The sequence below is a fragment of the Cognatiluteimonas weifangensis genome (assembly GCF_003416885.1).
GTDB classification, from domain to species: domain Bacteria; phylum Pseudomonadota; class Gammaproteobacteria; order Xanthomonadales; family Xanthomonadaceae; genus Cognatiluteimonas; species Cognatiluteimonas weifangensis.
This window is the reverse complement of record NZ_QVPD01000004.1, coordinates 104,958-130,671: the sequence shown is the minus strand read 5'-3', so window position 1 is coordinate 130,671 and position 25,714 is coordinate 104,958. Positions and strand designations below refer to the sequence as shown.

Below are 25,714 nucleotides of genomic sequence, written 5' to 3'. Positions count from 1 at the left end.
CCGCCGTGGTGTCGTAGCGCTGGAAATTGAAGCCCCGCCGCGCGCGGGCGGTCCGCCGCCCGTCACCGGCTCGACCAGGTCGAGATCGCGCAGCGACGGCTTGCGGTGTCCAGAGGCGAAACGCCCACGGCGTGGTCGCGTGCAGGAGCGCGCGAGGAACGCCACATGAAGCGCATGCTGATCAATGCGACCCAGGCCGAAGAGCTGCGGGTCGCGATCGTCGATGGCCAGACCCTGTACGACATCGACATCGAGCAACCCGCCAAAGAGCAGAAGAAGTCCAACATCTACAAGGGCCGCATCACCCGGCTCGAACCTTCGCTGGAGGCGGCCTTCGTCGAGTACGGCGGCCAGCGCCACGGCTTCCTGCCGTTGAAGGAAATCTCCCGCGACTACTTCCAGGCCGGGGTCGACCCGCACAAGGCAGGGCTGAAGGAACTCCTGCGCGAAGGCCAGGAGGTCGTGGTCCAGGTGGACAAGGAGGAACGCGGCAACAAGGGCGCCGCGCTCACCACCTACATCTCCCTGGCCGGCCGCTACATGGTGCTGATGCCCAACTCGCCCACCGCCGGCGGCGTCTCGCGCCGGATCGAAGGCGAGGACCGCGCCGAGCTCAAGCGCGCGATGGACGCGCTGGCGATTCCCGACGAAATGGGCGTGATCATCCGCACCGCCGGCGTCGGCCGCGATGCCGAAGAGCTGCAGTGGGACCTGGACTACCTGCTGAGCGTGTGGAAGGCGGTCGCCGACGCCGCGCTGAGCAAGCCGGCGCCGTTCCTGATCTACCAGGAGTCGCGGCTGATCATCCGCGCCCTGCGCGACTACATGCGTCCCGACATCGGCGAGATCCTGGTCGACACCCCGGAAATGTACGAGGAGGCGCGCGAGTTCGTGCAGCAGGTGATGCCGCACAACCTGCGCAAGCTGCGCCACTACACCGACGACGTGCCGCTGTTCAACCGTTTCCAGATCGAGTCGCAGATCGAGGGCGCCTACGAGCGCGAGGTGCGCCTGCCCTCCGGCGGCGCGCTGGTGATCGACCAGACCGAGGCCCTGACCGCGGTCGACGTCAACTCGGCGCGCGCCACCAAGGGCGGCGACATCGAGGAAACCGCATTCAACACCAACCTGGAGGCGGCCGAGGAGGTCGCGCGCCAGATGCGCCTGCGCGACCTCGGCGGGCTGGTGGTGATCGATTTCATCGACATGGCCTCCAGCAAGCACCAGCGCGAGATCGAGAACCGCCTGCAGCACGCGCTCAAATCCGACCGCGCGCGGGTGCAGCTGGGCCGGATTTCCCGCTTCGGCCTGCTGGAACTGTCGCGCCAGCGGCTGCGGCCGTCGCTGGGCGAATCCAGCCAGATCGTATGCCCGACCTGCGAAGGCCACGGCCGCATGCGCAGCGTCGAGTCGCTGGCGCTGTCGATCATCCGCGTCGCCGAAGAGCACGCGATGAAGGACAACACCGGCCAGGTGCTGGTGCAGGCGCCGGTGGAGATCGCCAACTACCTGCTCAACGAGAAGCGCCGCGCGCTGGCGGAGATCGAACAGCGCCACGACGCGCCGATCGTGATCGTCGCCGACGACCAGCTGCAGACCCCGCACTACGAAGTCACCCGGATCCGCGAGAACGAGCTCGGCGAGGAAACCGGCAAGCCCAGCTACCAGCGCGGCACCCCGCGCAAGCTGGCGACCATCGCCCTGAGCAAGGCCAACCTCAACGTGCCGCCGGCGCCGGCGGTCACCAACGTGCGCCCGGCGCAGCCGGCGCCGATCCGCGAACCGCGCGAGGAACCCGCGCCGGCCCCGGCCCCCGCACCGGCCGCCGCCGCACCGGCGCAGCCGGCCGGGCTGGTCGCACGCGTGCTGCGGTTCTTCCGCGGCGGCGACGGCGCTCCGGCCGCAGCGGCGCGACCGCAGCCGGCCGCGCCGCAGGACGATCGCGGCGGCCGTGCCGAGCGCGGCGGTTCGCGTCGGGACGGCCGTGGCGGCAAGCCCCGCGACGGCCAGCGCCGCGACGAGGGACGCCGCGGCAGCCAGGCCGCAGCCCAGCCCCGGCAGGACAAGCCGCGTGGCGAGCAGGCGCCGAAGCCGCCGCGGCAAACCCCGCCGAAGCAGCCCAGGGCGCCGCGGCCCCCGCGCCACGAAGCGGCCGCCAGCGATGCCCGGTCGCCGCAAGCCACGATGACCGAAGCCGCCGTTCCGACCGCCGCGTCGATCGCCACGCCGACCGCTCCGGCGCAGGACACCCCGGCGCTGACGATCGCCGCTGCGGCCGCTGCCACCCCGGTAACTGCCGCCGCCGCGCCGTCCGCGCCGCAGCCGGTGGAGCCCGCCGGCAGCGCGACCGCCACCGTTCCCGGAGACACCGGCACGGAAGCCGCCGGTGAAACGGGCCGCCGCCGCCGTGGCCGTCGTGGCGGCCGCCGCCGCCGTCGCGGGGGCGGCGAGGCCGGCGCCACCGCCGAAACGGCGCAGGACGCCAGTCTGGAGCACGACGAAGCCTGGTCCGGCGACGTCGCCGCCGCGCAACGCTCGCAACCGGAGTTCGATTTCGAGGACGAGGAAGCGACCCCGGCGCCGGCGTCGCAGGCTCCGGGATCGCAAGCGGAGTCCACACCCGCACAGCCGGCCACCGGGGCCTCTGCCTCGAGCCCGGTACAGCCGCCGGCACCCGCTGCCGTGCCGAGCCCTGCGCCCGAGGCTCCGGCCACCTCCGCGCCGACCGCGCCGTCCGCTGTCGTCGTCACGCCCGGGCCCGCGGCCGAGTCCGCGGGCACCCCGGAACCGAGTGCAGCGCCTGCCGACATCACTGTGCCCGCGCCGGTGAGCGTCGTCGCGGCCCCCCCGGAGCCGGCAGCGATTCCCGCTGCCCCTCCCCGTGAGCAGACGCCGGCCTCGGCGTCCGCGGAGGCGCCCAGGCCGCCCGCGGCCGCAACCGAACCGCAGGCCGAGATCACGGCTTCCTCGGTGGAGGAATCCCTGGCGGCGGAACCCGAAATCGACACCCGGATCGCGATCGCCGCACCCGGCATCGCTGAGCCGGCGGCGCTCGACGGCGAGCCGACGGCGCCGGGGCTGTTCGACGCCCTGCCCGACACCGCGCCAGCCACCGAGGAACCGTCCGCGGCCGATGCCGCGGCCCGGTTCGCGGCCGACGCCGGCGCCGACGACGCGGAGCAGGTCGACCGCCACCGCTCGCCCGACGCCTGAGGCGACGACGCCTTACCCGCGCCCGCGACTCACAGCGCGTGCGCGGGATTGGCCAGCCCGTACTGTCCGGCCAGGCGCGCCAGCGCGATGGCGTCGTGGATGCCGAGTTTTTCGAACAGACGCGACTTGTGCGTGTTGACGGTCTTGGCGCTCAGGCTCAGGCGCTTGGCGATGTCTTCCTGGCGCAGGCCCTGGGTCAGCAGCATCGCCACTTCCAGCTCGCGCGGCGACAGCGCGTCGAACGGCGATTGCCCGCCGCCGATGCCCGACAGCGCCAGGCTCTGGGCGATGTTGCTGGCCAGGTAGCGCTTGCCGCGGGCGACATCGCGCACCGCACGCAGCAATTCCCCGGCATCGCCGCCCTTGCCGACATAGCCGGAAGCGCCGGCCTCGAGCAGGCGCTTGGGCATCGGCCCGTCCTGCAGCATCGACACCACGATCACCCGTGTGCCGTGGTCGCCGCGGACAATGCGCTCGGTCACTTCCAGGCCGCTGACGCCGGGCAGATGCAGGTCGCACAGCACCACGTCGGGCTTGAGCCTGCGGATCTGCGGCAATGCGTCCTCGCCGGATTCGGCCTCGCCGACCACCTCGATGTCGGTCTCGCCGGACAGGATCATGCGCATGCCGGCGCGCACCAGCGCGTGGTCGTCGACCAGGAAGACACGGATCGTCATGGCAGCCCCCTACCCGCTCCCCCGAGCGGTCCGGACCAGCCTAAGCGCGGCCACCGGCAGCCACAAGCACGGGAACCCCGCACCGGCGTGTCGGTAAATTCCGATGTGCGCCGAAAGACCACGCCAACGGCGCCAGGCTGGATGTGATCTTTCAGCAGGCTGCTGCGGAAACCTGCGCGGAGGAGCCGGCAGTCCTGCCTGCGCGGGATACGCCGTGAATACATGCTTCAAGTGCGGAAACCTTTGTGGGGGAAGCCGGCGACCCGGCCTGTGCGGGACACGCCGTGAATCCCCGCTACGCGGGTCCGGCCCGGCGGCATAGCCTCCAGGCGCTCAGCGGTGCGCGAAGCAGTGCTTCGCAAGCACACCGCTTCGCCCCTGCAGGCTCGGCGGGGGCTTGCTCGTCTGCGCACTCCTGCGCAGGCGGCAAGACCGGGGTGGGCCTTCCCTGGCCCACCCGTCCGGCGCAATGCGCCGGACCCATGCCGCCACGGTCCCGCACAGGCCGGGCCGCCGGCTTCTAGCAAGTGAGTCGGCGCCTGCAGAAAAAAGCCGCCCGAAGCGATGACACCCAATCCCTCGAAGTCGCCGCCCGGCGGGCTGGGGGTGCGGAGAGTGGACCATGGAGGGTCCACGACCCGACTTAAAGACAGGAGGTCGTCAGGAGGGCGCAGCACCCCCAGCCCGCCGGGCGGCGACTCCCTCCGAAGCCGATCTCCCGAGTGCAGGCCATGACTTGAGGTCAGGCCAGGCATGGCCTGCAACCCAATTTGAAGAAAGCACGCCATCAGGATGGCGCAGCACCCCCAGCCCGCCGGGCGGCGACTCCGTCCGAAGCCGATTTCCCAAGCGCAAGCCATCGATGGCTTGCGACCCAACTTGAAGAGGACGTCGTCATGAGGGTGAAGCACCCCCCGGTTCGTCGGGCTGCGACTCCGGCCGAAGCCGATCTCCAGATTGCAGACGTGACGGCCCGTCAGGCATGCATGGCCCGCGCCCCGACTTGAGGACGGGAGGTCGTCAGGAGGGCGCAGCGCCTCCAGCCCGCCCGGGCGGCGACTCCCTTCGAAGCCGGTTCGTGCCTCGTTTCCGACGGCTTCAAGACGCGACGCTGGGTCCCTATCTCGCGCGCATCTCTGAGCAATGCGGTACACAGCTAGAATGCGGCGGTCGGAGAGGTGGCCGAGCGGTTTAAGGCACCGGTCTTGAAAACCGGCGTGGTAGCGATACCACCGTGGGTTCGAATCCCACCCTCTCCGCCACTATTTGCGTGTCGCCCGCGTCCCGCTCTGCCCCGCGCACTCTTCACAATCCAGCTGTGCCGCCTGCAGCAACGGCGGCAGTTTTTCGGCGAGGAAATCGATCAGCACCCGTACCGCCGGCAGCAGGCCGCGGCGCGAGGCGAACACGGCATGGCAGATGCCCTGCGGCAGGCGCCACTGCGGCAGCACCACTTCCAGTTCGCCGGCCCGCACCAGCTCGGCGCATAGGGTTTCCGGCAGCAGGGTGATGCCCACGCCCTGCCGCGCCAGCGATCGCAGCATCGGGAAGTCGAAACCGGCCACGCGCGGCTTGAGCTCGATCCGGCGCACCTCGTCGTCCGGTCCGTGCAGTTCCCAGCGCTGACGCGCCTCGTCCTCACCCATGCTCAGGGTCACGTGCCCGGCGAGCTCGTCCGGGTCCCGCGGCCGCCCCATGCCGTCGAGGTACTTCGGGCTGGCCACCAGCAATTCCTGGATCTGGCCGAAGCTGCGCATCACCAGGCTGCCGTCGTCGTCGAGCCGGGAGCGCACGCGCAGGGCGACGTCGAAGCCTTCGTTGATCAGGTCCACGCGCCGGTTGCTGACCGACAGCTGCAGCCGCACCTCCGGGTAACGGGCAAGGAACTCGGGCAGCAGCATCGGCATCTGCTGCTGCGCCAGGCTCACCGGCAAGCTCACCCGGACCACGCCGCGCGGGGTCGCGCTGAGCCGGTCGACCACATCGCGCGCGGCCTGGGCCTCGGCCAGCATCGTCTGCGCGTGGCGGTACACGCTGTTGCCCACGTCGGTGACCGCGAAGCGGCGGGTGGAGCGCTGCAGCAGGCGCACGCCGAGGTCGGCCTCGAGCTGGGTGATGCGCCGGCTCAGGCGCGATTTGGGGATGCCCAGCGCACGTTCGGCCGCGGCGAACCCGCCATGGTCCACGACCATGGCGAAGTAATACAGATCGTTGAGGTCCTGCATGGGCGTCTCGATCGCAATTAGTTCCATATCCGGAACGATGCGTGGTATTTGACTAGCTTTATTCCAAATTGGCAACAACCTACCTTGGTTCGGTCGCGGCGCCCTGCCGCATCCGTCCGAGGCACACCGCATGCAACTCCTGCACATCAATTCCAGCATCCTGGGCCAGAACTCGGCCAGCCGCGAACTCAGCGCCGCCATCGTCGCGCGCTGGCGGGCGGCGACGCCGGGGCTGCACGTGACCTACCGCGACCTGGACGCCGCGCCGCTGCCGCACCTGCGCAGCGGCTCGCTGGTCGCGGCCGACCCGGCCGAGGCCGCCGCCGCGGCCCAGGCGCTGCAGGAGTTCCTCGACGCCGACGTGGTGGTGATCGGCGCGCCGATGTACAACTTCGGCATCGCCTCCACGCTCAAGGCCTGGATCGACCGCCTGGCAGTGGCCGGCAAGACCTTCCGCTACACCGACCAGGGCGCGCAGGGCCTGGTCGGCGGCAAGCGGGTGATCGTGGCCAGCGCCCGCGGCGGTTTCCACCAGGGGGCGCCCTCGGATTTCCAGGAGCCCTACCTGCGTTTCCTGTTCGGCTTCTTCGGCATCGACGACATCGAGTTCGTGCGCGCCGAGGGCCTCGCCATCTCCCCCGGGCAGCGCGCTGCGGCGCTGGAAGCGGCGCACGCCGATATCCGCGGCCCCCTCGCCGAAGCCGCCTGAGCGGGCGCGCAGCCACCGATGCGGCCTGGCAGCACGGTCGCCGGCATGATGCCGGCGACCGTGCCCGCGCGCACCGCTCGCGGCGTGCCCGGGCGGGAGTCGCGGCTTGCGGCGGCCACGCGGGAAGCCGGAAGCTACGCCACGTCCGCGCTCGCGCACTCCGGATTGCGGCGCCCGCATCGGAGCCGCGAAGCCCCGCCAACGAGGCGGTTCGGCAGGAAGCGCAGGATTGACCGGGGTCAAGGCATTCACGCCGGCGCCTCCGTAGCCTGCGATGCATGTTCGCCAATCCCCGCTTCGACGCCGAGCTGCTGCGCCGCTACGACCGGCCCGGCCCGCGCTACACCTCCTATCCGACCGCGCCGCAGTTCAGCACGGGCTTCGGCGAGGACGCCCTGCGCGCCGCGGCAGCGGCCAGCAACGGCGACCCGATCCCGCGCCGGCTGTCGCTGTACGTGCACATTCCGTTCTGCATGAGCCCGTGCTTCTACTGCGGCTGCAACCGCATCATCACCCGCGACCTCGCCCGCGGCGAGGCCTACCTGGTGCGCCTGTACCGCGAGATCGCGCTGGCCGCGACCCTGTTCGACCGCGACCGCGAGGTGATCCAGCTGCACTTCGGCGGCGGCACGCCCAACTTCCTGTCCCCGGTGCAGCTGCGCGAGGTGGTCGACACCCTGCGCCGGCATTTCCACTTTTCCGACTCGCCCGAGCGCGACCTGTCGATCGAGCTGGACCCGCGCTTCACCAACCCGGCCGACATCGGCGCGCTGGGCGCGATCGGCTTCAACCGCGCCAGCCTCGGGGTGCAGGATTTCGACCCGGTGGTGCAGGAAGCGGTCAACCGCATCCAGAGCGTGGAGGAAACCCGCGCAGTGGTGGAAGCCTGCCGCGAGCACGGGTTCCGCTCGGTCAACATCGACCTGATCTACGGCCTGCCCAAGCAGAATCCCGAAGGCTTCGCGCGCACCCTGGACACGGTGATCGCGATGCGCCCGGACCGCCTGGCCGTGTACAGCTATGCGCACCTGCCGGAGATGTTCAAGGCGCAGCGCCAGATCGACCCTGCCGACCTGCCCGATCCGGCCACCAAGCTGTCGCTGCTGCAGCTGGCGATCGAAAAGCTGACCGCGGCCGGCTACGTCTACATCGGCATGGACCATTTCGCCCTGCCCGACGACGACCTCGCCCGGGCCCAGGCGCGCGGCAGCCTGCACCGCAACTTCATGGGCTACACCACCCACGCCGACAGCGACCTGCTGGGCATGGGCGTGAGCGCGATCAGCCACATCGGCGACAGCTTCAGCCAGAGCCCGCGCGACCTGCCCAGCTGGCAGATCGCGCTTGACGAGGGCCGCCTGCCGGTGTTCCGCGGCATGCGCCTGGACGAGGACGACCTGCTGCGCGCCGACCTGATCCAGCAGCTGATGTGCCAGGGGGAAATCCCGGTGGCCGCGCTGGAGCGGCGCTACGCGATCGATTTCGCGTCGTATTTCGCCGACGCGCTGGAAAAGCTGCAGCCGCTGGTCGCCGACGGCCTGGTGCGGCTGGAGCGGGGGCGGATCGTGGCCACTACGCAAGGCCGGCTGTTGTTGCGTAATATTGCCATGTGCTTCGACCGGTACCTCGACCCGCCAGCGGACAGCAACGGAACCCAGCCCCGGTTCTCGCGGGCGATCTGACCCCCAGGCAGGCGCTGACGCGGGGACATCCGTGACCGGTACCGCATTTCCGCGGCTGGATTCCAGCGTCCTGGCCGACGATGGCGACGAGCTGAACTTCTGCTCCACCTGCGCGTTTTCGCAGGCCTGCCTGTCGCAGGGCATGGACAAGGCCTCGCTCAAGGACCTGCACATGCTGGTGGAGCACGTCGGCCCGCTGCACGCCGGCGACCACGTGTTCCGCGAAGGCGACCCGTTCGAGGCGATCGCCGCGGTCCGCGCCGGCACGGTCAAGACCTACATCGTCGACCGCGAAGGCCGCGAGCACGTGCTCGGCTTCCACCTGCCGGGCGAAGTGATCGGGCTCAACGCGATCGACGGCGAGACCTACCCCTGCAATGCCGTGGCGCTGGACACGGTGATGCTGTGCCGGTTCTCGTTCCCGCGGATCTCGGTGCTTGCCACCCGCGTGCCGGGGCTGCAGCAGCACCTGTTCCGGCTGATGAGCCGCGACATCGGCAACGCCGCGCTGCTGGCCGGCGACTGGTCGGCGGACCAGCGCATGGCTTCGTTCCTGATCGGCCTGTCGCGGCGGTTGGCGGCGCGCGGCTTCTCGGCCGACCGCTTCCAGCTGACGATGGCGCGCACCGACATCGCCAATTACCTGCGGCTGGCGCCGGAAACCGTCAGTCGCGTGCTCAAGCGCTTCCAGGACGACGGCCTGCTGAAGGTGGACCGGCGCGAGCTGGAACTGGCCGCCCGCGACAAGCTGGAAGCGCTCGCCGCGCCGGTGCTGCGGCTGTAGCGCGGCGCCCGCGCGACCGGCCGGCAGGCGCGCGGCCGCGCCATACGCACGGCGCCAGCCAGGTACGGTTTGATCGAAATCAAGTCGCGGATGTCCCCGCTCCGCGAAAATGACGCGACAACACCGCAGGACCCCCACGTGACCCTCGAAGCCCCAGCGGCGCCCGCCGGCGCGCCGATCTCCGGCCAAGCCGACCGCGCGCACTTCTACAACGACAAGGTCGTGCATCAGTTCACGATCGCCACCGTGTTCTGGGGCATCGTCGGCATGGCGGTAGGCGTCTACGTCGCCGCGCAGCTGTACTGGCCCGCGCTCAACTTCGACACCCCGTGGCTGACCTACAGCCGGCTGCGCCCGCTGCATACCAACGGCGTGATCTTCGCCTTCGGCGGCTCGGTGCTGTTCGCCACTTCGCTGTACGTGGTGCAGCGCACCTGCCACGTGCGGCTGATCTCCGACCGGCTGGCGGCGTTCGTGTTCTGGGGCTGGCAGGCGGCGATGGTCGGGGCGGTGATCACGCTGCCGCTGGGCATTACCCAGAGCAAGGAATACGCCGAACTCGAATGGCCGCTGGACCTGCTGATCGCGGCGGTCTGGGTCGCCTACGGCTGGCTGTTCTTCGGCACCATCGCCAGGCGCCGGGTCAAGCACATCTACGTCGCCAACTGGTTCTACGGCGCCTACGTGATCGCGGTCGGGCTGCTGCACATCGTCAACAACCTGGCGATTCCCGCCACCCTGACCAAGTCCTACCCGCTCTACAGCGGCGCGGTCGACGCGATGGCGCAGTGGTGGTACGGCCACAACGCGGTGGCGTTCCTGCTCACCGTCGGCTACCTGGCGATGATGTACTACTTCGTGCCCAAGCAGGCGCAGCGGCCGATCTACTCCTACCGCCTGTCGATCGTGCACTTCTGGGCGCTGATCTCGATCTACATGTGGGCCGGCCCGCACCATCTGCACTACACCGCGCTGCCGGACTGGGCGCAGTCGGTGGGCATGGTGTTCTCGGTGATCCTGCTGGCGCCCAGCTGGGGTGGCGCGATGAACGGCATCCTCACGCTCTCGGGCGTGTGGCACAAGCTGCGCACCGACCCGATCCTGAAGTTCCTGATCGTGGCGATCAGCTTCTACATGATCGCGACCTTCGAGGGCCCGCTGCTGTCGATCAAGACCGTCAACTCGCTCAGCCACTACACCGACTGGACCATCGGCCATGTCCACGCCGGCACCCTGGGCTGGGTGGCGATGATCTCGATCGGCTCGCTGTATTCACTGTATCCGCGCCTGCTGGGGCTGGAGAAGATGTACTCCACCCGGCTCATCGACGTGCATTTCTGGCTGCACACCCTGGGCGTGGTGTTCTACATCGTCTCGATGTGGATCGCCGGCATCACCCAGGGCCTGATGTGGCGCGCCACCAACGCCGACGGCACCCTGACCTACAGCTTCGTCGAATCGCTGGTGGCGACCTACCCCTATTACCTCGGGCGCCTGTTCGGCGGCCTGCTGATCCTGGCCGGCATGGGCCTGATGGCCTGGCACATGTGGCGCACCCGGCAACTGGCGCGCGCACCGGCACCGCACCCGGTGCTGGCGCCGGACGCCGCCGAAGCCCGGGCCTGAGGACGCACGCATGGGAATCGCACACGAGAAAATCGAGAAGAACGTCGGCCTGCTCGCGGTCCTGATCGCGGTCGCGGTGTCGCTGGGCGGCCTGGCGGAGATCGTGCCGCTGATGTTCCAGGCCGAGGCGATCCAGCCGCTGCCGGGCGTCAAGCCGTATCCGGCGCTGCAGCTGGCCGGACGCGACGTCTACGTGCGCGAGGGCTGCTACGGCTGCCACTCGCAGATGGTGCGCACGCTGCGCTTCGAGACCGAACGCTACGGCCACTACTCGCTGGCCGGCGAGTCGGTCTACGACCGCCCGTTCCAGTGGGGCTCCAAGCGCACCGGGCCGGACCTGGCCCGGGTCGGCGGGCGCTATTCCGACGACTGGCACCGGGTGCACCTGGTCGATCCGCGCGCGGTGGTCCCGGAATCGAACATGCCGGGGTTCCCGTGGCTGGAGAGCAACCGGATCGACGGCGCCGCCCTGACCGCGCACATGCGTGCGCTGCAGCGCATCGGCGATCCGTACACCGACGCCGACATCGCCGGTGCGGCGGCCGAAGTCGCCGGCAAGACCGAACTCGACGCCGTGGTGGCCTACCTGCAGGCGCTCGGCAAGCACGCCCCGCGCGGAGACTGAGCGATGCTGTCCGGAATCGTTTCACTGCTGCTGATGCTGCTGTTCGTCGCGATCTGCGCCTGGGCCTGGCAGCCGCGGCATCGCCACGACTTCGACGCCGCCGCGCGCCTGGCGCTGGATGAGGATCCCGCCATGGCCGGCCGCGACAACCACAGGGAGCCGCGCGCATGAGTCCCGGCTGGTCCTGGTACGTCATCGTCCTGGTGGCGTTCAACATTCTCGGTGCCGCCTGGCTGCTGTGGTGGACCGGCAAGCGTCGCCCCGGCGACCCGCTGCCGGAGGACACCAGCCATTACTGGGACGGCGACATCACCGAGTACAACAAGCCGATGCCGCGCTGGTGGATCAACGGCTTCTACATCGCCATCGCCTTCGGCATCGGCTACCTGCTGTGGTTCGGCGGCCTGGGCAGCTACGCCGGCCTGGGCGACTGGAGTTCGCAGGGCGAGCACGCGCGCGACAAGGCCGCGGCCGACGCCCGGCTCGAGGAGACCTTCAAGCCCTATCGCGACCAGCCGCTGCCGGCGCTGGCCGCCGACCCGGCTGCGCTCGCGCTGGGACGCTCGATCTTCGCCAACACCTGCGCCACCTGCCACGGCTCCTCGGCGCAGGGCGCGATCGGCTATCCCGACCTCAGCGACGACATCTGGCACTGGGGCGGCGCGCCCGAGCGCATCCTGCAGACGGTGCTCGACGGCCGCGAGGGCGTGATGCCGCCGTGGGGCCAGGTGCTGACCGGGATGGGTGGCGAGAACGCGGTCGACTACGTGATCGCCTACGTGCGCGCGCTGCGCGACCCCGCGCTGATGCGCAACAACTTCATGGCCGCGCAGGGCAAGCAGCTGTACGACGGCGTGTGCGTGGCCTGCCACGGCATCGACGGCAAGGGCAACCCCGAGATGGGCGCGCCCGACCTCACCGACGGCTACTGGCTGTACGGCGACGACAAGCAATCGTTGCGCAAGACCATCACCGAAGGCCGCCATGGCATCATGCCGGCGCACCGCGGGCTGCTGGGCGAGACCCGCGCCCGCCTGGTCGCCGCCTACGTCTGGTCGCTGTCGCACAAGGGCGACGCCGCGGAGGGCGCCACCCCGCCACAGTGAGTACCGCCGCATGAACACGTCCACCGCAGAAATCGACTATCCGCCGCGTCCGCTGGTGCAGCGGATCGGCGCGATCCTGTGGCCGAGCTTCTTCGCCGCGGGCGTGGCGACGATGGTGTTCTTCGCCTTCGTCGACCCGCTGGACCTGCGCGACATCACCTTCCCGCACGTGCCGCTGACCCGCGGCATGGGCTACACCATCGGCTTCTTCACCTTCTGGCTGGCGACGGCGTCCTCGAGCCTGTTCACCTGGCTGCTGCTGCGGCCGGCAAGCCGGTTCAACCGGTCGCTTCCGAAGTAGGCAGTACGCAGTGAGCAAACCCATCGACATCGATCTGCTGGACGGCGGCGGCGACTCGCTGTACGTCAGCGAGCGCAAGGTCTATCCGCGCGACGTTTCCGGCCGCTTCGACCGCCTGCGCAAGCTGGCCGTGGCCTGGCTGCTGGGCATGTACTACGTGTTCCCGTGGCTGACCTGGGACGGCCGCCAGGCGGTGCTGTTCGACCTGCCGGCGCGCAAGTTCCACGTCTTCGGGCTGACCTTCTGGCCGCAGGACTTCAGCCTGCTGGCGCTGTTGCTGATCATCCTCGCGCTGACCCTGTTCTTCGTCACCGCGCTCGCCGGGCGGCTGTGGTGCGGCTATGCCTGCCCGCAGACGGTGTGGACCGAGTGCTTCCTGTGGATGGAGCGCTGGACCGAGGGCGACCGGCAGAAGCGCATGAAGCTGGATGCCGGCCCGTGGAACCGCGAGAAGCTGCTGCGCAAGGGCAGCAAGCACTTCCTGTGGCTGGCGTTCGCGCTGTGGACCGGCTTCACCTTCGTCGGCTTCTTCACCCCGATCGTCAGCCTCGGCGCGCGCCTGGTGCCGTTCGACTGGAACGGCTGGGAGACCTTCTGGGTACTGTTCTACGCCCTGGCCACCTGGGGCAACGCCGGGGTGCTGCGCGAGCAGGTGTGCAAGTACATGTGCCCGTATGCGCGCTTCCAGAGCGCGATGTTCGACCGCGACACCCTGATCATCGCCTACGACCCGATGCGCGGGGAACCGCGCGGCCCGCGCAAGCGCGGCCTGCCCAGCGTGCTGCAGCGCGCCCGCGGGCTGCTGGACATGCGCACCGCGTACGACTACGTGTTCCGCGCCAGCAAGCACCCCAGCGCCGCGCAGAACCGGCTGCAGGCGGCCGGCACGATCACCTTCGACGTCGGCGCCGAGGCCGCGCCGTTGCCGAAGTTCGCCCCGGACGAGCTCGGCGACTGCATCGACTGCACCATGTGCGTGCAGGTGTGCCCGGTCGGCATCGACATCCGCAACGGCCTGCAGTACGAGTGCATCGCCTGCGGCGCCTGCATCGACGCCTGCGACGACGTGATGGGCAAGATGGGCTACCCCCACGGCCTGATCCGCTACTCCACCCAGAACGCGATCGACGGCAAGCCGAGCAAGGTCGCGCGCCCGCGCATCTTCGTCTACGGCGCGCTGCTGCTGGCGCTGGTCGTCGGCTGGACCTGGGGCGTGGCCGCCCGCAGCCCGCTGATCGCCGACGTGCTGCGCGACCGCAACGCGCTGTACCAGCAGACCGCTGCGGGCATCGCCAACAGCTACACCCTGAAGCTGGTCAACAAGACCGATCGGCCGCAGACCTATCGGGTCTCGATCGAATCGCAGACCCCGGATCTGGCGCTGCGCGGCGGCACCCAGCGGGTGCAGGCGCGCGCCGAGCAGGTGTTGTCGCTGCCGCTGCAGGTCGGCGCTCCGGCCACGCTGCGGGGCCGCCATGCGCTGCGCTTCGTGATCGAAACCAGCGACGGCAGCGCGCGCCAGAGCGTCGACAGCACCTTCTTCGGACCGATGTGATGGACAACGACGATCCTTCCCGCACGCCGGCCTCGCCCTGGCGCCAGCCGGTGGTGTGGCTGATCGTGGCGCTGCTGGCGGCCGCGGTCGCGGGCGGCGTGATCATGGTCTACGTCGCCGGCGGCGACGGCGCCACCGACACCGCGCCGGACACGGTCCGGCGCACCGCCCAGATCCAGGACGCCGACCTGGGCCCGGACGCGAGCGCACGGCAGCGCAAGCTCAGCGCGATCGTGCGCGTGGATGCCAAGCGCGAACTGGTGCAGGTACTGCCGGTCAGCGGCGACTTCGACCGCAGCGCCCCCCTGCGGCTGTCGCTGCGGCACCCGGTGCGCTCGTCCGCCGACCGGACCCTGCTGCTGCCGCCCTCGGCGCTGGGCTGGCAGGCGCCGGCGCGGATCGACGGCGGCCACGACTGGAACCTGCAACTGGACGCCGGCGACGGGCAGTGGCGCCTGCGCGGTCGCCTGCCCCAGGGCCAGCAGGCCGCGCGTCTGGCGCCGGCACTGCAGGCGCCCTAGGCATGCGATGGCGGCGTCGCTGAGCCCCGGCCCGGCCACTCCCGGCGCCCCCGCGGGCTGCTATCACTGCGGCGAAGCCCTGCCCGCGGACCCGGCCCGGGTGACCCTGGACGGCGCCCCGCGGGCGTTTTGCTGCAGCGGTTGCGCGACCGCGGCGCAATGGATCCGCGACGCCCGCCTGGACGACTACTACCGCCTGCGCAACCGACCCGCGACCCGGGTGGGCACCGAGCCGATCGACCTCGCGCTCTGGGACCGCGAGGAGCTGCTGGCCGGGCACGCACGCGAGCTTGCGCCTGTCGACGGCGTCGCCGGCCGCGAGATCACCGTGCTCAGCGACGGCATGCGCTGCGCCGCCTGCGCCTGGCTGATCGACCGCGTGCTGGCGCGCGAGCCCGGTGTGCTGGAGGCCAGCGCCAACGCCGTCACCGGCCGCATCCGCATCGCCTGGGACCCCGCGGCGACGCCGCTGTCGCGGCCGCTGGGCAAGCTCGCCGCGCTCGGCTACCGGCCGTACCTAGCCACCGGCGAGGCCCGCGAACGCGCGCGTCGCAGCGAGCGCAACCGCGCCCTGCTGCGCATCGGCCTGGCTGGCCTGGGCGCGATGCAGGCGATGATGTTCGCCGAGGCGCTGTACCTGGACACCCGCGGCGAGATGCCGCTGCCCACGCGCGACTTCTTCCGCTGGATCACCTTCCTGGTGTCCACACCGGTGGTGTTCTGGGCCGGCTGGCCGTTCATCGCCGGCGCCTGGCGCGAACTGCGCGAGCGGGTGCTGGGCATGGATACGCTGGTCGCCGGAGCCACCCTGCTGGCCTACGTCGCCAGCGTCTGGGGCACCGTCACCGGCGCCGAGCACGTCTGGTACGACGCCGCGGTGATGTTCGTGTTCCTGCTGCTGGTCGCGCGCCAGCTGGAGCAGCGCGCGCGCGGCATCGCCAGTGCCCAGGTCGATGCGCTGGCGCGGGCGCGGCCGGCGTTCGCCAGCCGCGAGCGCGCCGACGGCAGCCGCGAGTCGGTACCGATCGCCACGCTCCAGGTCGGCGACGTCGCCTGCGTGGCAGTCGGGGAGTCGGTCCCCGCCGACGGCGTGCTGCTCGATCCGCATGCGCGCTTCGAGGAGGCGCTGCTCACCGGCGAATCCAGCGCCGTGGACAAGCGTGCCGGCGATCCGGTGTACGCCGGCACCGCCTGCCGCGAGCACCCGGCGCGGCTGCGCGTCACCGGCACCGGCAGCCACACCCGGCTGGCGCAGCTGGCGCAACTGGTGGAACAGGCGCAGGCGCACCGTCCGGCGCTGGCCGCCAGCGCCGAGCGCATCGCCAGCGGCTTCGTCGCCGCGCTGTTGCTGATCGCGGCGCTGGTGTATGCCGGCTGGCGCGTGCACGACCCGGCGCGCGCGCTGGAAGTGACCCTGGCGCTGCTGGTGATCAGCTGCCCCTGCGCGCTGTCGCTGGCGGTGCCGGCGGCACTGGCCGCCGCGCACGGCGCGCTGGCCCGGCTCGGCGTACTGGCAGTGCGCCCGGACGCGCTGGAACGGCTGGCCCGGGCCAGCGACGTGGTCCTGGACAAGACCGGCACCCTCAGCGACGGACAGCCCACGTTGACCGCGATCGAAGCCGGCGACGGCTGCGAGCCGGGGCAGGCTTTGCGCATCGCCGCGGCACTGGAGCGCGACAGCGGCCATCCGCTGGCGGCCGCCTTCGCGCAGGTGACCGATGTGCCGCCGGCGCTGCAGGTGCGCGCGGTGCCCGGCCAGGGGGTCGAAGGCACGGTCGCGGGCCGCCGCTGGCGCCTGGGCCAGGCCGGGTTCGCCGCCGCCGGCACGCCCGACGACGGCGCGCTGTGGCTGGGCGACGGCACCCGCGCCCATGCACGCTTCCTGATCGGCGAAGCCGAGCGCCTGGACGCGCGTGCGGCGGTCGCCGCGCTGCACGGCCAGGGTCTGGTCCTGCACCTGTCCAGCGGCGATGGCGAGGCCGCGGTGCAAGGCTTCGCCCGGGCGCTGGATATCGACACCGCGCATGCCCGGCAATCGCCCGAGGACAAGCTCGCCTACGTCCGCCGCTTGCAGCGCGACGGCCGGATCGTGGCGATGGTCGGCGACGGCCTCAACGACGCGCCGGTGCTGGCTGGCGCCGACGTCTCGCTGGCGGTGGGCGAAGGCGCGGCGCTGGCGCAGCGCGCCGCCGATTTCGTGCTTACCGGGCGCTCGCTGGCGCGCTTGCCGGCGGCGATCGAGGTCGCCCGCCGCACCCGCCGCATCATCCGCCAGAACCTGGCCTGGGCGCTGGGCTACAACCTGCTGGCGCTGCCGCTGGCCGCCGCCGGGCTGGTGACGCCATGGCTGGCAGCGCTGGGCATGGCGCTGTCCTCGCTAGCGGTCACCGCCAATGCCCTGCGCCTGACCCGGGTACGCAACGTGGACGGCCCGGCGCCATGAATATCCTGTTGCTGCTGATCCCGCTCAGCCTGCTGCTGCTCGGCGCGGCGGTGTGGATGTTCGTGTGGGCGGTGCGCCGGGGCCAGTTCGAGGATCTGGACACGCCGGCGCTGGACATCCTGCGCGAGGACGCGCACGACCGCCCGCTGGCGCCCGCCCCCGTCGAGGGCGGCACCGATGCCGGCGCTGGCGGCAACGACGGCGGCGCCGGGGCCGGCGGCGACCCCGGCACCAATGCCAGCCAGGGCGGCGGCGATGCCGGTTGACTGGCTGACGCTGGGCGCGGCCTGGCTCACCGGGGTGCTCGGCGGCGTGCACTGCGCGGCGATGTGCGGCGGCATCGCCACCGGTTTTTCGGCGATGGCGCCGCGTGGCGGCTGGTGGCAGGCGTTGCAGCCCAACCTCGGGCGCGTGCTCGGCTACACCCTGGCCGGTGCCATCGTCGGCGGCATCGGCCACGGCCTGCTCGATCTGGCGCGGATGCAATGGCTCGCCAATGCCTTGCGCGCGGCGGTCGGGCTGGTGCTGGTGGTCGCGGCCTTGCGCCTGCTCGGTTTCGGCAGGCAACTGGGCTTCCGCGCCACCCCGGGCGCGGGCCTGTGGCAGCGGCTGCGTCCGCTGCAGCGGCGGCTGCTGCCGGCCGACAGCGCCGGCAAACGCATCGCGCTGGGCATGCTCTGGGGCTGGATGCCGTGCGGCCTGAGCACCACCGTGCTGGCGGCCGCCTGGCTGCAGGCCGACGCCGGCAACGGCGCCCTGACCATGGCCGCGTTCGGCCTCGGCACGTTGCCGATGATGCTGCCGCTGACCTGGTCCGGCGCGCGCCTGGGGCAGCGCCTGCAGCGTGGCGGCTGGCGGGCCGCCGCTGGCCTGCTGGTGCTGGCGGCCGGCCTGCTGACCCTGGCCGCGCCCTGGCTGATGCAGGTGCCGGCATTGCACGGCGTGCTGGCCGCGCTGGGCTGCCTGCCGCGGCAGATCTGAACCAGTTCCTCCGCCGCCCGCCTGCGGCCGGGCGCCGTCAGCGCGCGGCGCGTCCGGCCTGTTTTTGCGGCGGCGGCTCCTGGCCGTGGGCCAGGCGCTCCAGTTCGACCGGATCCAGGATCTGCACGCGGCGACCGCTGACCGCGATCACGCCGTCGTCCTGCAACCGGGTGAAGCCGCGGCTGACCGTTTCCAGCGCCAGGCCGAGGAACCGGGCGATGTCCTCGCGGCTCATCGGCAGGGTGACGTCCTCGCCGGAACGCCCGATCAGGCGCAGGCGCGCGCCCAGGCCGTGCAGGAACAACGCGATCCGCTCGTTGGCCTGCCGGCGCACCAGCATGTCCAGATGGTCGCGGTCGCGATCCACGCTCTGCCCGATCACCCGCAACAGCCGCTGCTGCAGGCCCGGCAACTGCTGCGCCACCGCGACCAGGCTTTCGAACGGCACCTCGCACACCTGGGCCGTGGTCAGGGCGACCGCCTCGCAGCGGTGCGCGCCGGAGCCCAGCGCATCCAGGCCCATCAGCTCGCCCGGCAGGTGGAACGCGACGATCTGTTCCTCGCCCGCCTCGTTGCCGGTGATCGTCTTGAACGCGCCGTCGCGCGCGACGTACACCGCTTGCAGCGCGTCGCCGGCGCGGAACAGGCGCTCGCCGCGCGCCACCGGCCGCCGCCGCTTCACGATCCGCTCCAACTGCGCCAGTTCCGCCGCATCGATGCCCGCCGGCAGACAGAGCTGCTGCAGGGAACACTGCGAGCAGCCGCGCCGCAGCTGCGCGAGATCGAAAACCGTGGGGCTGGCCATGGGGCAATGGTGCCATGCCGGCGTCGCACGCGCGTGGTTTCCGCCCCCTGGCCGGGCGCGAGGCCCGATTCGCAGCCCCCGCGACCGCGGCGGCCGCGGCCGGCGCCTGCATCGGCGCCGCAGTGCGCGGCTTGACCCGCATCATGGCAACGGCGATGCTCGTTGGAGAGCATTCGTGCCGTCATTGCAGGTCCCGCAAAAAAACCGGGAAAACACCCACCGAAGGGAGCGTCGCATGGACACCACCCGCCGACTCTGGATCGGACTTGCCGCATTGATGTTCACCGGCTTCAGCGTTCTGCTGTGGATGGGCTGGGACATCCACCAGCAGGCGCCGCCGATGCCCGAACGCGTGGTGACCCAGAGCGGCCACGTCGTCTACACCCGCGACGACATCGAGACCGGCCGCCAGGTGTGGCAGAGCATGGGCGGCCAGCAACTGGGGTCGATCTGGGGCCATGGCGCGCTGGTGGCGCCGGACTGGTCGGCCGACTGGCTGCACCGCGAAGCCACGACCATGCTGGAGCTGGGCGCGCGCGCCGACACCGGCGCCGCCTACGCCATCCTCGACCCGGCCGAACAGGCCGCCGAGCAGGCCAAGCTCAAGCCGCTGATGCGCGCCAACACCTGGGATCCCGAGCGCAAGGAGATCGTGGTCAGCGACCGCCGCGCGCAGGCGATCACGCAGGTGGCGGCGCATTACGAGAGCCTGTTCTCCAACGACCCGGCCACCGCGGAACTGCGCGAAGGCTACGCCATGCGCGAGAACACGGTGCCCGACGCCGAGCACCGGCGGGCGCTGACTGCGTTCTTCTTCTGGACCGCATGGGCGGCGACCACCGACCGCCCCGACGACACCAAGACCTACACCAGCAACTGGCCATTCGAGCCGCTGGTCGGCAACGCGCCGACCTCCAGCAACTTCATGTGGACGATGTTCAGCATCCTGTTCATGCTCGCCGGCATCGGCCTGCTGGCCTGGCACTATGCGGCCTGGCACCGCAAGGAAGAGCACCTCGCACCGCCGGCGCGCGACCCGCTGGCCGCGGTCGTGGTCACCCCGTCGATGCGCGCCACCGCCAAGTACTTCTGGGTGGTGCTGGCGCTGTTCCTGACGCAGATCCTGCTGGGCGCGATCACCGCGCACTACCAGGTCGAGGGCCAGCAGGCCTACGGCTTCGCCATTTCCGAGATCCTGCCCTACTCGCTCAGCCGCAGCTGGCACACGCAGCTGGCGGTGCTGTGGATCGCGACCGCGTGGCTGGCCACCGGCCTGTACATCGGCCCGGCGGTCTCCGGGCACGAGCCCAGATACCAGCGCCTGGGGGTCAACGTCCTGTTCGGCTGCCTGCTGCTGATCGTGGTCGGCGCCTTCGCCGGGCAGTGGTTCGCGGTGATGCAGAAAATGGGGCTGCAGCACAACTTCTGGTTCGGCCATCAGGGCTGGGAATACACCGACATCGGCCGCTTCTGGCAGATCTTCCTGTTCGTCGGCCTGCTGCTGTGGCTGTTCCTGATGGGGCGCGCGCTGTGGCCGGCGCTGCGGCGCAAGGACGAGACGTCCTCGATCGTCGGCCTGCTGTTCCTGTCCACGGTCGCCATCGCCCTGCTCTACGGCGCCGGCCTGATGTGGAGCGAGAAGACCCACATCTCCACCGTCGAGTACTGGCGCTGGTGGGTGGTGCACCTGTGGGTCGAGGGCTTCTTCGAGGTGTTCGCAGTCGCCGTGATCAGCTTCCTGTTCGTGAAGCTGGGGCTGGTGCGCGGCAAGACCGCGACCATCAACGTGCTGTTCGCGACCATCGTGTTCATGGCCGGCGGCATCCTCGGCACCTTCCACCACCTGTACTTCGCCGGCACCAGCACCGGGGTGATCGCGCTGGGGGCGAGCATCTCGGCGCTGGAAGTGGTGCCGCTGGCGCTGATCGGCATGGAGGCCTACGAGACCTGGCGCCACGGCCGCGCCACGCCGTGGATGGCGCGCTACCGCTGGCCGATCATGTTCTTCCTCGCGGTGAGCTTCTGGAACCTGGTCGGCGCCGGGCTGTTCGGCTTCCTGATCAACACCCCGCTGGCGCTGTACTACATGCAGGGGCTCAACCTGACCCCGCTGCACGGGCACACCGCGCTGTTCGGCGTGTACGGGATGCTCGGCATCGGCCTGATGCTGTTCTGCCTGCGCGGGCTGAAGCCGGAACTGGAATGGCACGAAGGCGCGCTGCGCGGCGCATTCTGGAGCCTCAACATCGGCCTGGCGCTGATGGCCATGCTGACCCTGCTGCCGATGGGCGTGCTGCAGCTGCAGGCCGCGCTGGAGCATGGTTACTGGTATGCGCGTTCGGCCGAATTCATGGGCCAGCCGCTGATCCACATGCTGGTGTGGATGCGGGTGCCCGGCGACACCCTGTTCGCGGTCGGTGCGTTCCTGGTGACCTTGTTCGTCGCCTCGCTGTGGATGGGGCGGCGCTCGTTGCGCGCGCCCGGCGGCGCGCAGGAGGACGCCGCCTGAGCCGCGGCACCTGCCGCAACGCACGCGCGGGGCGGTCGGCATGCCGGCCGCCTCGTTCCATTTGCGCCGCTGACCTGGATCAAGGCGGGGCCGCCAGCGCGCAGCGAAAATGCCATCATGGACACGATGCAGGTCTCTAACGCGATTTCTCCGAAGCTGCTTGCCGCCGCGCCGCACCGGCTGCTGTTCTTCGTCGGCGCCGGCAACGTGCTGCTGGCGATGGCATGGTGGGCGCTGTGGCTGGCGGACGCGCGCTGGCAGCTGATCGGGCTGTCGCAGCCGCAGGTGTACGGCGGCTGGCTGCACGCGATCGTGATGCAGTACCAGGTGCTGGCGCCGTTCATGTTCGGCTTCCTGCTGACCGTGTTCCCGCGCTGGATGGGACAGCCCGACCTCACCCGCTGGCACTACGTCCCGGTCGGGCTCGGCCTGTTCGGCGGCCAGCTGCTGACCCTGGCCGGCGCCTTCGGCCCGGCGCACCTGCTGCACATCGGCGCGGTGATGACGCTGGTCGGCTGGGGCACCGGATTGTTCTTCCTGCTGCGTCTGCTGTGGCGCGACCGCGGCAAGACCTGGCATGCGGTCTCGTGCGGCGCGGCGATGACGCTCGGATTCGCCGGGTTCGCGCTGTACGCGCTGTTCCTGCACGTCTACGACACGCGCCTGATGTTCGCCGCGATCAAGCTCGGCAGCTTCGGGCTGCTGCTGCCGGTGTACTTCACGGTCGCGCACCGGATGTTCCCGTTCTTCGCCGGCAACGTGGTCCGCGGCCACCGCGGCTGGCGGCCGTTGTGGGTCCTGGGTGCGTTCTGGCCGCTGGTGCTGCTGCACCTGGGGCTGGAGCTGGCGCACGGCTACGCCTGGCTGTGGCTGGCGGACCTGCCGCTGCTGGCGCTCGCCGGCACCTGGCTGTGGCGCAACTGGCCGCACGGGCCGGCGCCGCGGCTGCTGCGGGTGCTGTTCCTGGGCTACCTGTGGCTGCCGCTGGCGATGGCGCTGTACGCGCTGCAGAGCATCCTCTACGCGAGCAGTGGCAGCTTCCTGCTCGGGCGCGCGCCGGCGCACGCGCTGTTCATCGGCTTCTTCGGCAGCTTGCTGGTGGCGATGGTGACGCGGGTGACGCAGGGCCATGCCGGGCGGCCGCTGGTATTCGGCGGCGTGGCGACGTTCGCCTTCGCCACGATCCAGTTGGTCTGCCTGACCCGGATCGCGGCCGAACTGGCGCCCGACCAGATGGCCTGGCACATCGCCGCGGCGGCCGGCTGGCTGCTGGCGTTCGCGCCGTGGGTGCTGCGCTCGCTGTGGATCTACCTGACCCCGCGCGTCGACGGCCGTTCCGGCTGAACCGGAGCCGGGCGCAGCGATGATCGAGTTCTACCCGCAAATCCGCTGGGTCCACATCCTCGCCGTTACCCTGAGCGGCAGCCTGTTCGCGCTGCGCGGCCTCGGGGTGCTGGTGGGCGCGCGCTGGCCGCAGGCGCCGCTGGTGCGCTACCTGAGCTACAGCATCGACACGGTGCTGCTGACCGCGGCGCTGATGCTGGTGACGATCCTGCCGGCGGCGCTGTTCGCCAACCACTGGCTGACGGTGAAGCTGGGGCTGCTGGTCGTGTACGTGGTGCTGGGGGTGCTGGCGCTGCGCCGCGGGCGCTCGCCGGCGCTGCGCGCCGGCTGCTACGGCGCCGCGCTGCTGGTGTTCCTGATGATCGTCGGCATCGCCCGCATGCATCATCCGCTGGGCTGGCTGTGGCCCTGGTTCGCGTGAACGCCGGCGCCTGACTGCGGCGCCGCCTGCGGCGGGCTTGATGCAGGTCAGTGGCAGCGTGCCGGGCCGCGACTACGGTATGCGGGCCCGGGCGCCGCACCGCCCCGGGCAGGCTTGGCGTTGCGACCCCGGCGCCGCGACGCGGGCCTTCCCGTGCACGCCCTGGAGCACCCCCCGGATGTCCGCATTGCCCGTCGCCGGCGACCCGGCCGCCCCCACCGCCGAGGACCGGGCCGAGCGGCAGTTGCTCGACGCCTGCTTCCTCGGTCCCTACGGCGAGAACGACGGCCTGCTGGAAAAACTGGTGGTCGAGTTCCTGCGCGACCACGTCTACTGGCGCCGCAACTTCCACCCCGAGGATCCGCCGGCGATCCCGACCGGCGCGGCCACCCTGCCCGGCTATCGCGACTTCGAGGCGCGGATGCGGCGCGAGCTGCACCAGCTGTCGGCGGCGCTGAAGAAGTCGGTGCCGTTCCACAGCCCGCGCTACCTCGGGCACATGGTGTCCGACCTGCTGCTGCCGGGCCTGGTCGCGCAGATCCTCGCCCTGCCCTACAACCCCAACAACGTCAGCGACGATGCCGCGCCGGTGACCGTGGACATGGAAGTCCAGGTCGGCCTGCAGTTGGCGCGCATGCTCGGCTATCCCGACGACCCGGCGCGCGCCGACTGCGCCTTCGGCCATCTCACCTCCGGCGGCACCGTGGCCAACTACCAGGCGTTGCGGCTGGCGCTGGCGCTGAAGGCGTTCCCGGTGGCATTGCGCGCCGCCGGCGTGCCCGAGCTGCCGGCCGTCGCCGGCGGTGCCCGCGACGACCACTGGCGCGGCGACGACTGGTCCGCGTTCAACCTCGGCCCCCGCGCCGGGATCGAGCTGCTGGTGCGCTGGCAGGCCTGGCTGGCGACGCTGGATCGCGACGCGCGCCGGCACTGGCGCGCCCGCGTGCAGGCGCAGCGGATCGAACAGCTGGGCCTGGCGGGCTTCTTCACCCGGCACCTGCAGCTGCGGGTGCCGGTGGTGCTGGCGCCGATCACCGCGCACTACTCCTGGAGCAAGGGCCTGAAGCTGCTCGGCCTGGGCCGCGACCAGCTGCAGTTGCTGCCCGAACGTGGCATGCGCCTGGATACCGACGCGCTCGAAGCCAGCCTCGCCGAGTGCGCGCGGCAACGCCAGCCGGTGCTGCTGGCCGTGGCGGTGCTGGGCACCACCGAGTACGGCACCATCGACCCGGTCGACGCGGTGGTCGACGCGCGCGAGCGCTGGCAGGCGCAGGGACTGGGCTTCGGTGTGCATGTCGATGCCGCCTGGGGCGGCTACCTGGCGACGCTGTTCCGCAACGCCGACGGCAGCCTGCGGCCGCTGCAGGACATCCGCCGCGAATACCGCCAGTTCCCGCAGCCCGAGGTCCACGCCGCGTTCGCCGCGCTCGGCCGCAGCGACTCGATCACGGTCGACCCGCACAAGCTGGGCTACCTGCCCTACGGCGCCGGCGCGTTCGTATGCCGCGACCACCGCGCCATGGCGCTGCTGGCCGAGGACGCCGATTACGTGTTCCACACCGCGGCCGAGGCCGACTACCTCGCGCGCTACCGCCACCTGGGCCGCTACATCCCCGAGGGCTCCAAGGCCGGCGCCGCCGCCGCGGCGGTGTACGTCACCCACAAGGTGCTGCCGCTGGACCACGCCCATTTCGGCCGGTTGCCGCGGCAGACGGTACTGGCCGCGGAAGCTTTCCACCTGCGCGCGCAGCGCTTCGCCACCGAGGTCGCCGGGCTCGCGCAGGCGCTGGTGCCGTTCGCGCCCGACAGCAACCTGGTGTGCCTGGCGCTCAACCCGGCCGGCAACACCGAGGTCGCCCGCGCCAACGCCTTCGTGCGCACGCTGCACGACGAGCTGCGCTGCGACCCGGCGCAGCCGCTGCAGCTCAAGCAGTTCTTCGGCTCGGTCACCACCCTGCGACCGGAAGCGCTGGGCGCGGCGGAGACGCAGCGGCTGCTGGCCGCGATCGGGCTGGACCCGGCCACGCTCGACCGCGGCCAGGTCGACGGCGACGACCGCCTGCTGATCCTGCGCCATACTTTGATGAATCCCTATCTGGTCGACCACGAGAACGGGATCAGCTACATCGACCTGTACTTCGAGCACCTGACCCGGCGCGTGCGCGCACTGCTCGCTTCCTGAGACGA

Annotated in this window: 21 protein-coding genes and 1 tRNA gene; 19 read left to right on the top strand and 3 right to left on the bottom strand. The window is 71.1% G+C overall.

Annotation, left to right across the window (positions count from 1 at the left end; genetic code table 11):
- The first annotated feature begins 165 nt into the window (after window positions 1-165).
- On the top strand, window positions 166-3,213 hold the full coding sequence (locus tag D0Y53_RS05335; protein WP_117202179.1) for an Rne/Rng family ribonuclease: 3,048 nt from the start codon (window positions 166-168) through the stop codon (window positions 3,211-3,213).
- Between the two features lie 29 nt (window positions 3,214-3,242).
- On the opposite strand, the gene D0Y53_RS05330 is transcribed toward D0Y53_RS05335, so the two are convergent.
- A complete protein-coding gene (locus D0Y53_RS05330; protein ID WP_117202178.1) occupies window positions 3,243-3,890 on the bottom strand; it encodes a response regulator in 648 nt (215 codons plus the stop codon).
- A 1,172-nt stretch (window positions 3,891-5,062) separates the two neighbouring features.
- On the opposite strand from D0Y53_RS05330, the gene D0Y53_RS05325 reads away from it, so the two are divergent.
- A tRNA-Ser gene (locus D0Y53_RS05325) sits at window positions 5,063-5,152 on the top strand.
- On the opposite strand, the gene D0Y53_RS05320 is transcribed toward D0Y53_RS05325, so the two are convergent.
- Complete coding sequence (locus D0Y53_RS05320; protein ID WP_117202177.1) at window positions 5,153-6,115, bottom strand: LysR family transcriptional regulator; 963 nt, start codon at window positions 6,113-6,115, stop codon at window positions 5,153-5,155.
- A 130-nt stretch (window positions 6,116-6,245) separates the two neighbouring features.
- Between D0Y53_RS05320 and D0Y53_RS05315 the strand changes: the two genes are divergently transcribed.
- The 13 genes from D0Y53_RS05315 to D0Y53_RS05255 all read left to right on the top strand — a co-directional run bounded on the left by D0Y53_RS05315 (window position 6,246) and on the right by D0Y53_RS05255 (window position 18,448).
- On the top strand, window positions 6,246-6,824 hold the full coding sequence (locus D0Y53_RS05315) for an FMN-dependent NADH-azoreductase (protein WP_117202176.1): 579 nt from the start codon (window positions 6,246-6,248) through the stop codon (window positions 6,822-6,824).
- A gap of 278 nt (window positions 6,825-7,102) precedes the next feature.
- On the top strand, window positions 7,103-8,506 hold the full coding sequence (hemN, locus tag D0Y53_RS05310; RefSeq protein WP_117202175.1) for an oxygen-independent coproporphyrinogen III oxidase: 1,404 nt from the start codon (window positions 7,103-7,105) through the stop codon (window positions 8,504-8,506).
- Between the two features lie 31 nt (window positions 8,507-8,537).
- Entirely contained in the window at window positions 8,538-9,290 is a 753-nt protein-coding gene (locus D0Y53_RS05305) for a helix-turn-helix domain-containing protein (protein ID WP_233511666.1), read from the top strand.
- Between the two features lie 177 nt (window positions 9,291-9,467).
- Complete coding sequence (gene ccoN, locus D0Y53_RS05300; RefSeq protein ID WP_233511676.1) at window positions 9,468-10,916, top strand: cytochrome-c oxidase, cbb3-type subunit I; 1,449 nt, start codon at window positions 9,468-9,470, stop codon at window positions 10,914-10,916.
- 10 nt (window positions 10,917-10,926) lie between these two features.
- Window positions 10,927-11,541 (top strand): cytochrome-c oxidase, cbb3-type subunit II, encoded by a 615-nt coding sequence (gene ccoO, locus D0Y53_RS05295; protein ID WP_199492002.1) that lies wholly within the window; start codon window positions 10,927-10,929, stop codon window positions 11,539-11,541.
- 3 nt (window positions 11,542-11,544) lie between these two features.
- A complete protein-coding gene (locus D0Y53_RS05290; RefSeq protein ID WP_117202174.1) occupies window positions 11,545-11,712 on the top strand; it encodes a cbb3-type cytochrome oxidase subunit 3 in 168 nt (55 codons plus the stop codon).
- Entirely contained in the window at window positions 11,709-12,647 is a 939-nt protein-coding gene (ccoP, locus tag D0Y53_RS05285) for a cytochrome-c oxidase, cbb3-type subunit III (RefSeq protein WP_117202173.1), read from the top strand. Before D0Y53_RS05290 ends, ccoP begins: the two co-directional genes overlap by 4 nt.
- Window positions 12,648-12,657: 10 nt before the next feature.
- Window positions 12,658-12,948 carry a hypothetical protein gene (locus D0Y53_RS05280; RefSeq protein WP_117202172.1) on the top strand — a complete coding sequence of 97 codons (291 nt, stop codon included), beginning with the start codon at window positions 12,658-12,660 and terminating at the stop codon, window positions 12,946-12,948.
- 10 nt (window positions 12,949-12,958) lie between these two features.
- Window positions 12,959-14,503, top strand: coding sequence for a 4Fe-4S dicluster domain-containing protein (locus D0Y53_RS05275; protein ID WP_199492001.1), 1,545 nt, complete (start codon window positions 12,959-12,961; stop codon window positions 14,501-14,503).
- The gene (locus D0Y53_RS05270; protein WP_117202171.1) at window positions 14,503-15,024 is read left to right on the top strand and encodes a FixH family protein; all 522 of its coding nucleotides are present in this window, start codon (window positions 14,503-14,505) and stop codon (window positions 15,022-15,024) included. The genes D0Y53_RS05275 and D0Y53_RS05270 overlap by 1 nt, the downstream gene beginning before the upstream one ends.
- Window positions 15,025-15,031: 7 nt before the next feature.
- Window positions 15,032-17,467, top strand: coding sequence for a heavy metal translocating P-type ATPase (locus tag D0Y53_RS05265; protein ID WP_117202170.1), 2,436 nt, complete (start codon window positions 15,032-15,034; stop codon window positions 17,465-17,467).
- Window positions 17,464-17,733, top strand: coding sequence for a cbb3-type cytochrome oxidase assembly protein CcoS (gene ccoS / locus D0Y53_RS13245; RefSeq protein ID WP_117202169.1), 270 nt, complete (start codon window positions 17,464-17,466; stop codon window positions 17,731-17,733). The genes D0Y53_RS05265 and ccoS overlap by 4 nt, the downstream gene beginning before the upstream one ends.
- Window positions 17,723-18,448, top strand: coding sequence for a sulfite exporter TauE/SafE family protein (locus tag D0Y53_RS05255; RefSeq protein ID WP_117202168.1), 726 nt, complete (start codon window positions 17,723-17,725; stop codon window positions 18,446-18,448). Before ccoS ends, D0Y53_RS05255 begins: the two co-directional genes overlap by 11 nt.
- 37 nt (window positions 18,449-18,485) lie before the next feature.
- On the opposite strand, the gene D0Y53_RS05250 is transcribed toward D0Y53_RS05255, so the two are convergent.
- Entirely contained in the window at window positions 18,486-19,253 is a 768-nt protein-coding gene (locus tag D0Y53_RS05250) for a helix-turn-helix domain-containing protein (RefSeq protein WP_117202167.1), read from the bottom strand.
- A 235-nt stretch (window positions 19,254-19,488) separates the two neighbouring features.
- Between D0Y53_RS05250 and D0Y53_RS05245 the strand changes: the two genes are divergently transcribed.
- The 4 genes from D0Y53_RS05245 (at window position 19,489) to D0Y53_RS05230 (ending at window position 25,709) form a co-directional block, all read left to right on the top strand.
- Window positions 19,489-21,762, top strand: coding sequence for a nitric-oxide reductase large subunit (locus tag D0Y53_RS05245; RefSeq protein ID WP_117202166.1), 2,274 nt, complete (start codon window positions 19,489-19,491; stop codon window positions 21,760-21,762).
- 117 nt (window positions 21,763-21,879) lie between these two features.
- Entirely contained in the window at window positions 21,880-23,106 is a 1,227-nt protein-coding gene (locus tag D0Y53_RS05240) for an NnrS family protein (RefSeq protein ID WP_117202165.1), read from the top strand.
- Window positions 23,107-23,125: 19 nt separating this feature from the next.
- Window positions 23,126-23,527 (top strand): SirB2 family protein, encoded by a 402-nt coding sequence (locus D0Y53_RS05235; RefSeq protein WP_117202164.1) that lies wholly within the window; start codon window positions 23,126-23,128, stop codon window positions 23,525-23,527.
- 178 nt (window positions 23,528-23,705) lie between these two features.
- Window positions 23,706-25,709 carry a pyridoxal phosphate-dependent decarboxylase family protein gene (locus tag D0Y53_RS05230; RefSeq protein ID WP_117202163.1) on the top strand — a complete coding sequence of 668 codons (2,004 nt, stop codon included), beginning with the start codon at window positions 23,706-23,708 and terminating at the stop codon, window positions 25,707-25,709.
- Window positions 25,710-25,714: the final 5 nt, after the last annotated feature.

Bases quoted from the DNA above. Each gene is read 5' to 3' on its own strand.
- D0Y53_RS05335 (WP_117202179.1), top strand. From the start codon at position 166: ATGAAGCGCATGCTGATCAATGCGACCCAGGCCGAAGAGCTGCGGGTC.
- D0Y53_RS05330 (WP_117202178.1), bottom strand. From the start codon at position 3,890: ATGACGATCCGTGTCTTCCTGGTCGACGACCACGCGCTGGTGCGCGCC.
- D0Y53_RS05320 (WP_117202177.1), bottom strand. From the start codon at position 6,115: ATGCAGGACCTCAACGATCTGTATTACTTCGCCATGGTCGTGGACCAT.
- D0Y53_RS05315 (WP_117202176.1), top strand. From the start codon at position 6,246: ATGCAACTCCTGCACATCAATTCCAGCATCCTGGGCCAGAACTCGGCC.
- hemN (WP_117202175.1), top strand. From the start codon at position 7,103: ATGTTCGCCAATCCCCGCTTCGACGCCGAGCTGCTGCGCCGCTACGAC.
- ccoO (WP_199492002.1), top strand. From the start codon at position 10,927: ATGGGAATCGCACACGAGAAAATCGAGAAGAACGTCGGCCTGCTCGCG.
- D0Y53_RS05290 (WP_117202174.1), top strand. From the start codon at position 11,545: ATGCTGTCCGGAATCGTTTCACTGCTGCTGATGCTGCTGTTCGTCGCG.
- ccoP (WP_117202173.1), top strand. From the start codon at position 11,709: ATGAGTCCCGGCTGGTCCTGGTACGTCATCGTCCTGGTGGCGTTCAAC.
- D0Y53_RS05280 (WP_117202172.1), top strand. From the start codon at position 12,658: ATGAACACGTCCACCGCAGAAATCGACTATCCGCCGCGTCCGCTGGTG.
- D0Y53_RS05270 (WP_117202171.1), top strand. From the start codon at position 14,503: ATGGACAACGACGATCCTTCCCGCACGCCGGCCTCGCCCTGGCGCCAG.
- D0Y53_RS05265 (WP_117202170.1), top strand. From the start codon at position 15,032: ATGGCGGCGTCGCTGAGCCCCGGCCCGGCCACTCCCGGCGCCCCCGCG.
- ccoS (WP_117202169.1), top strand. From the start codon at position 17,464: ATGAATATCCTGTTGCTGCTGATCCCGCTCAGCCTGCTGCTGCTCGGC.
- D0Y53_RS05255 (WP_117202168.1), top strand. From the start codon at position 17,723: ATGCCGGTTGACTGGCTGACGCTGGGCGCGGCCTGGCTCACCGGGGTG.
- D0Y53_RS05250 (WP_117202167.1), bottom strand. From the start codon at position 19,253: ATGGCCAGCCCCACGGTTTTCGATCTCGCGCAGCTGCGGCGCGGCTGC.
- D0Y53_RS05245 (WP_117202166.1), top strand. From the start codon at position 19,489: ATGGACACCACCCGCCGACTCTGGATCGGACTTGCCGCATTGATGTTC.
- D0Y53_RS05240 (WP_117202165.1), top strand. From the start codon at position 21,880: ATGGACACGATGCAGGTCTCTAACGCGATTTCTCCGAAGCTGCTTGCC.
- D0Y53_RS05235 (WP_117202164.1), top strand. From the start codon at position 23,126: ATGATCGAGTTCTACCCGCAAATCCGCTGGGTCCACATCCTCGCCGTT.
- D0Y53_RS05230 (WP_117202163.1), top strand. From the start codon at position 23,706: ATGTCCGCATTGCCCGTCGCCGGCGACCCGGCCGCCCCCACCGCCGAG.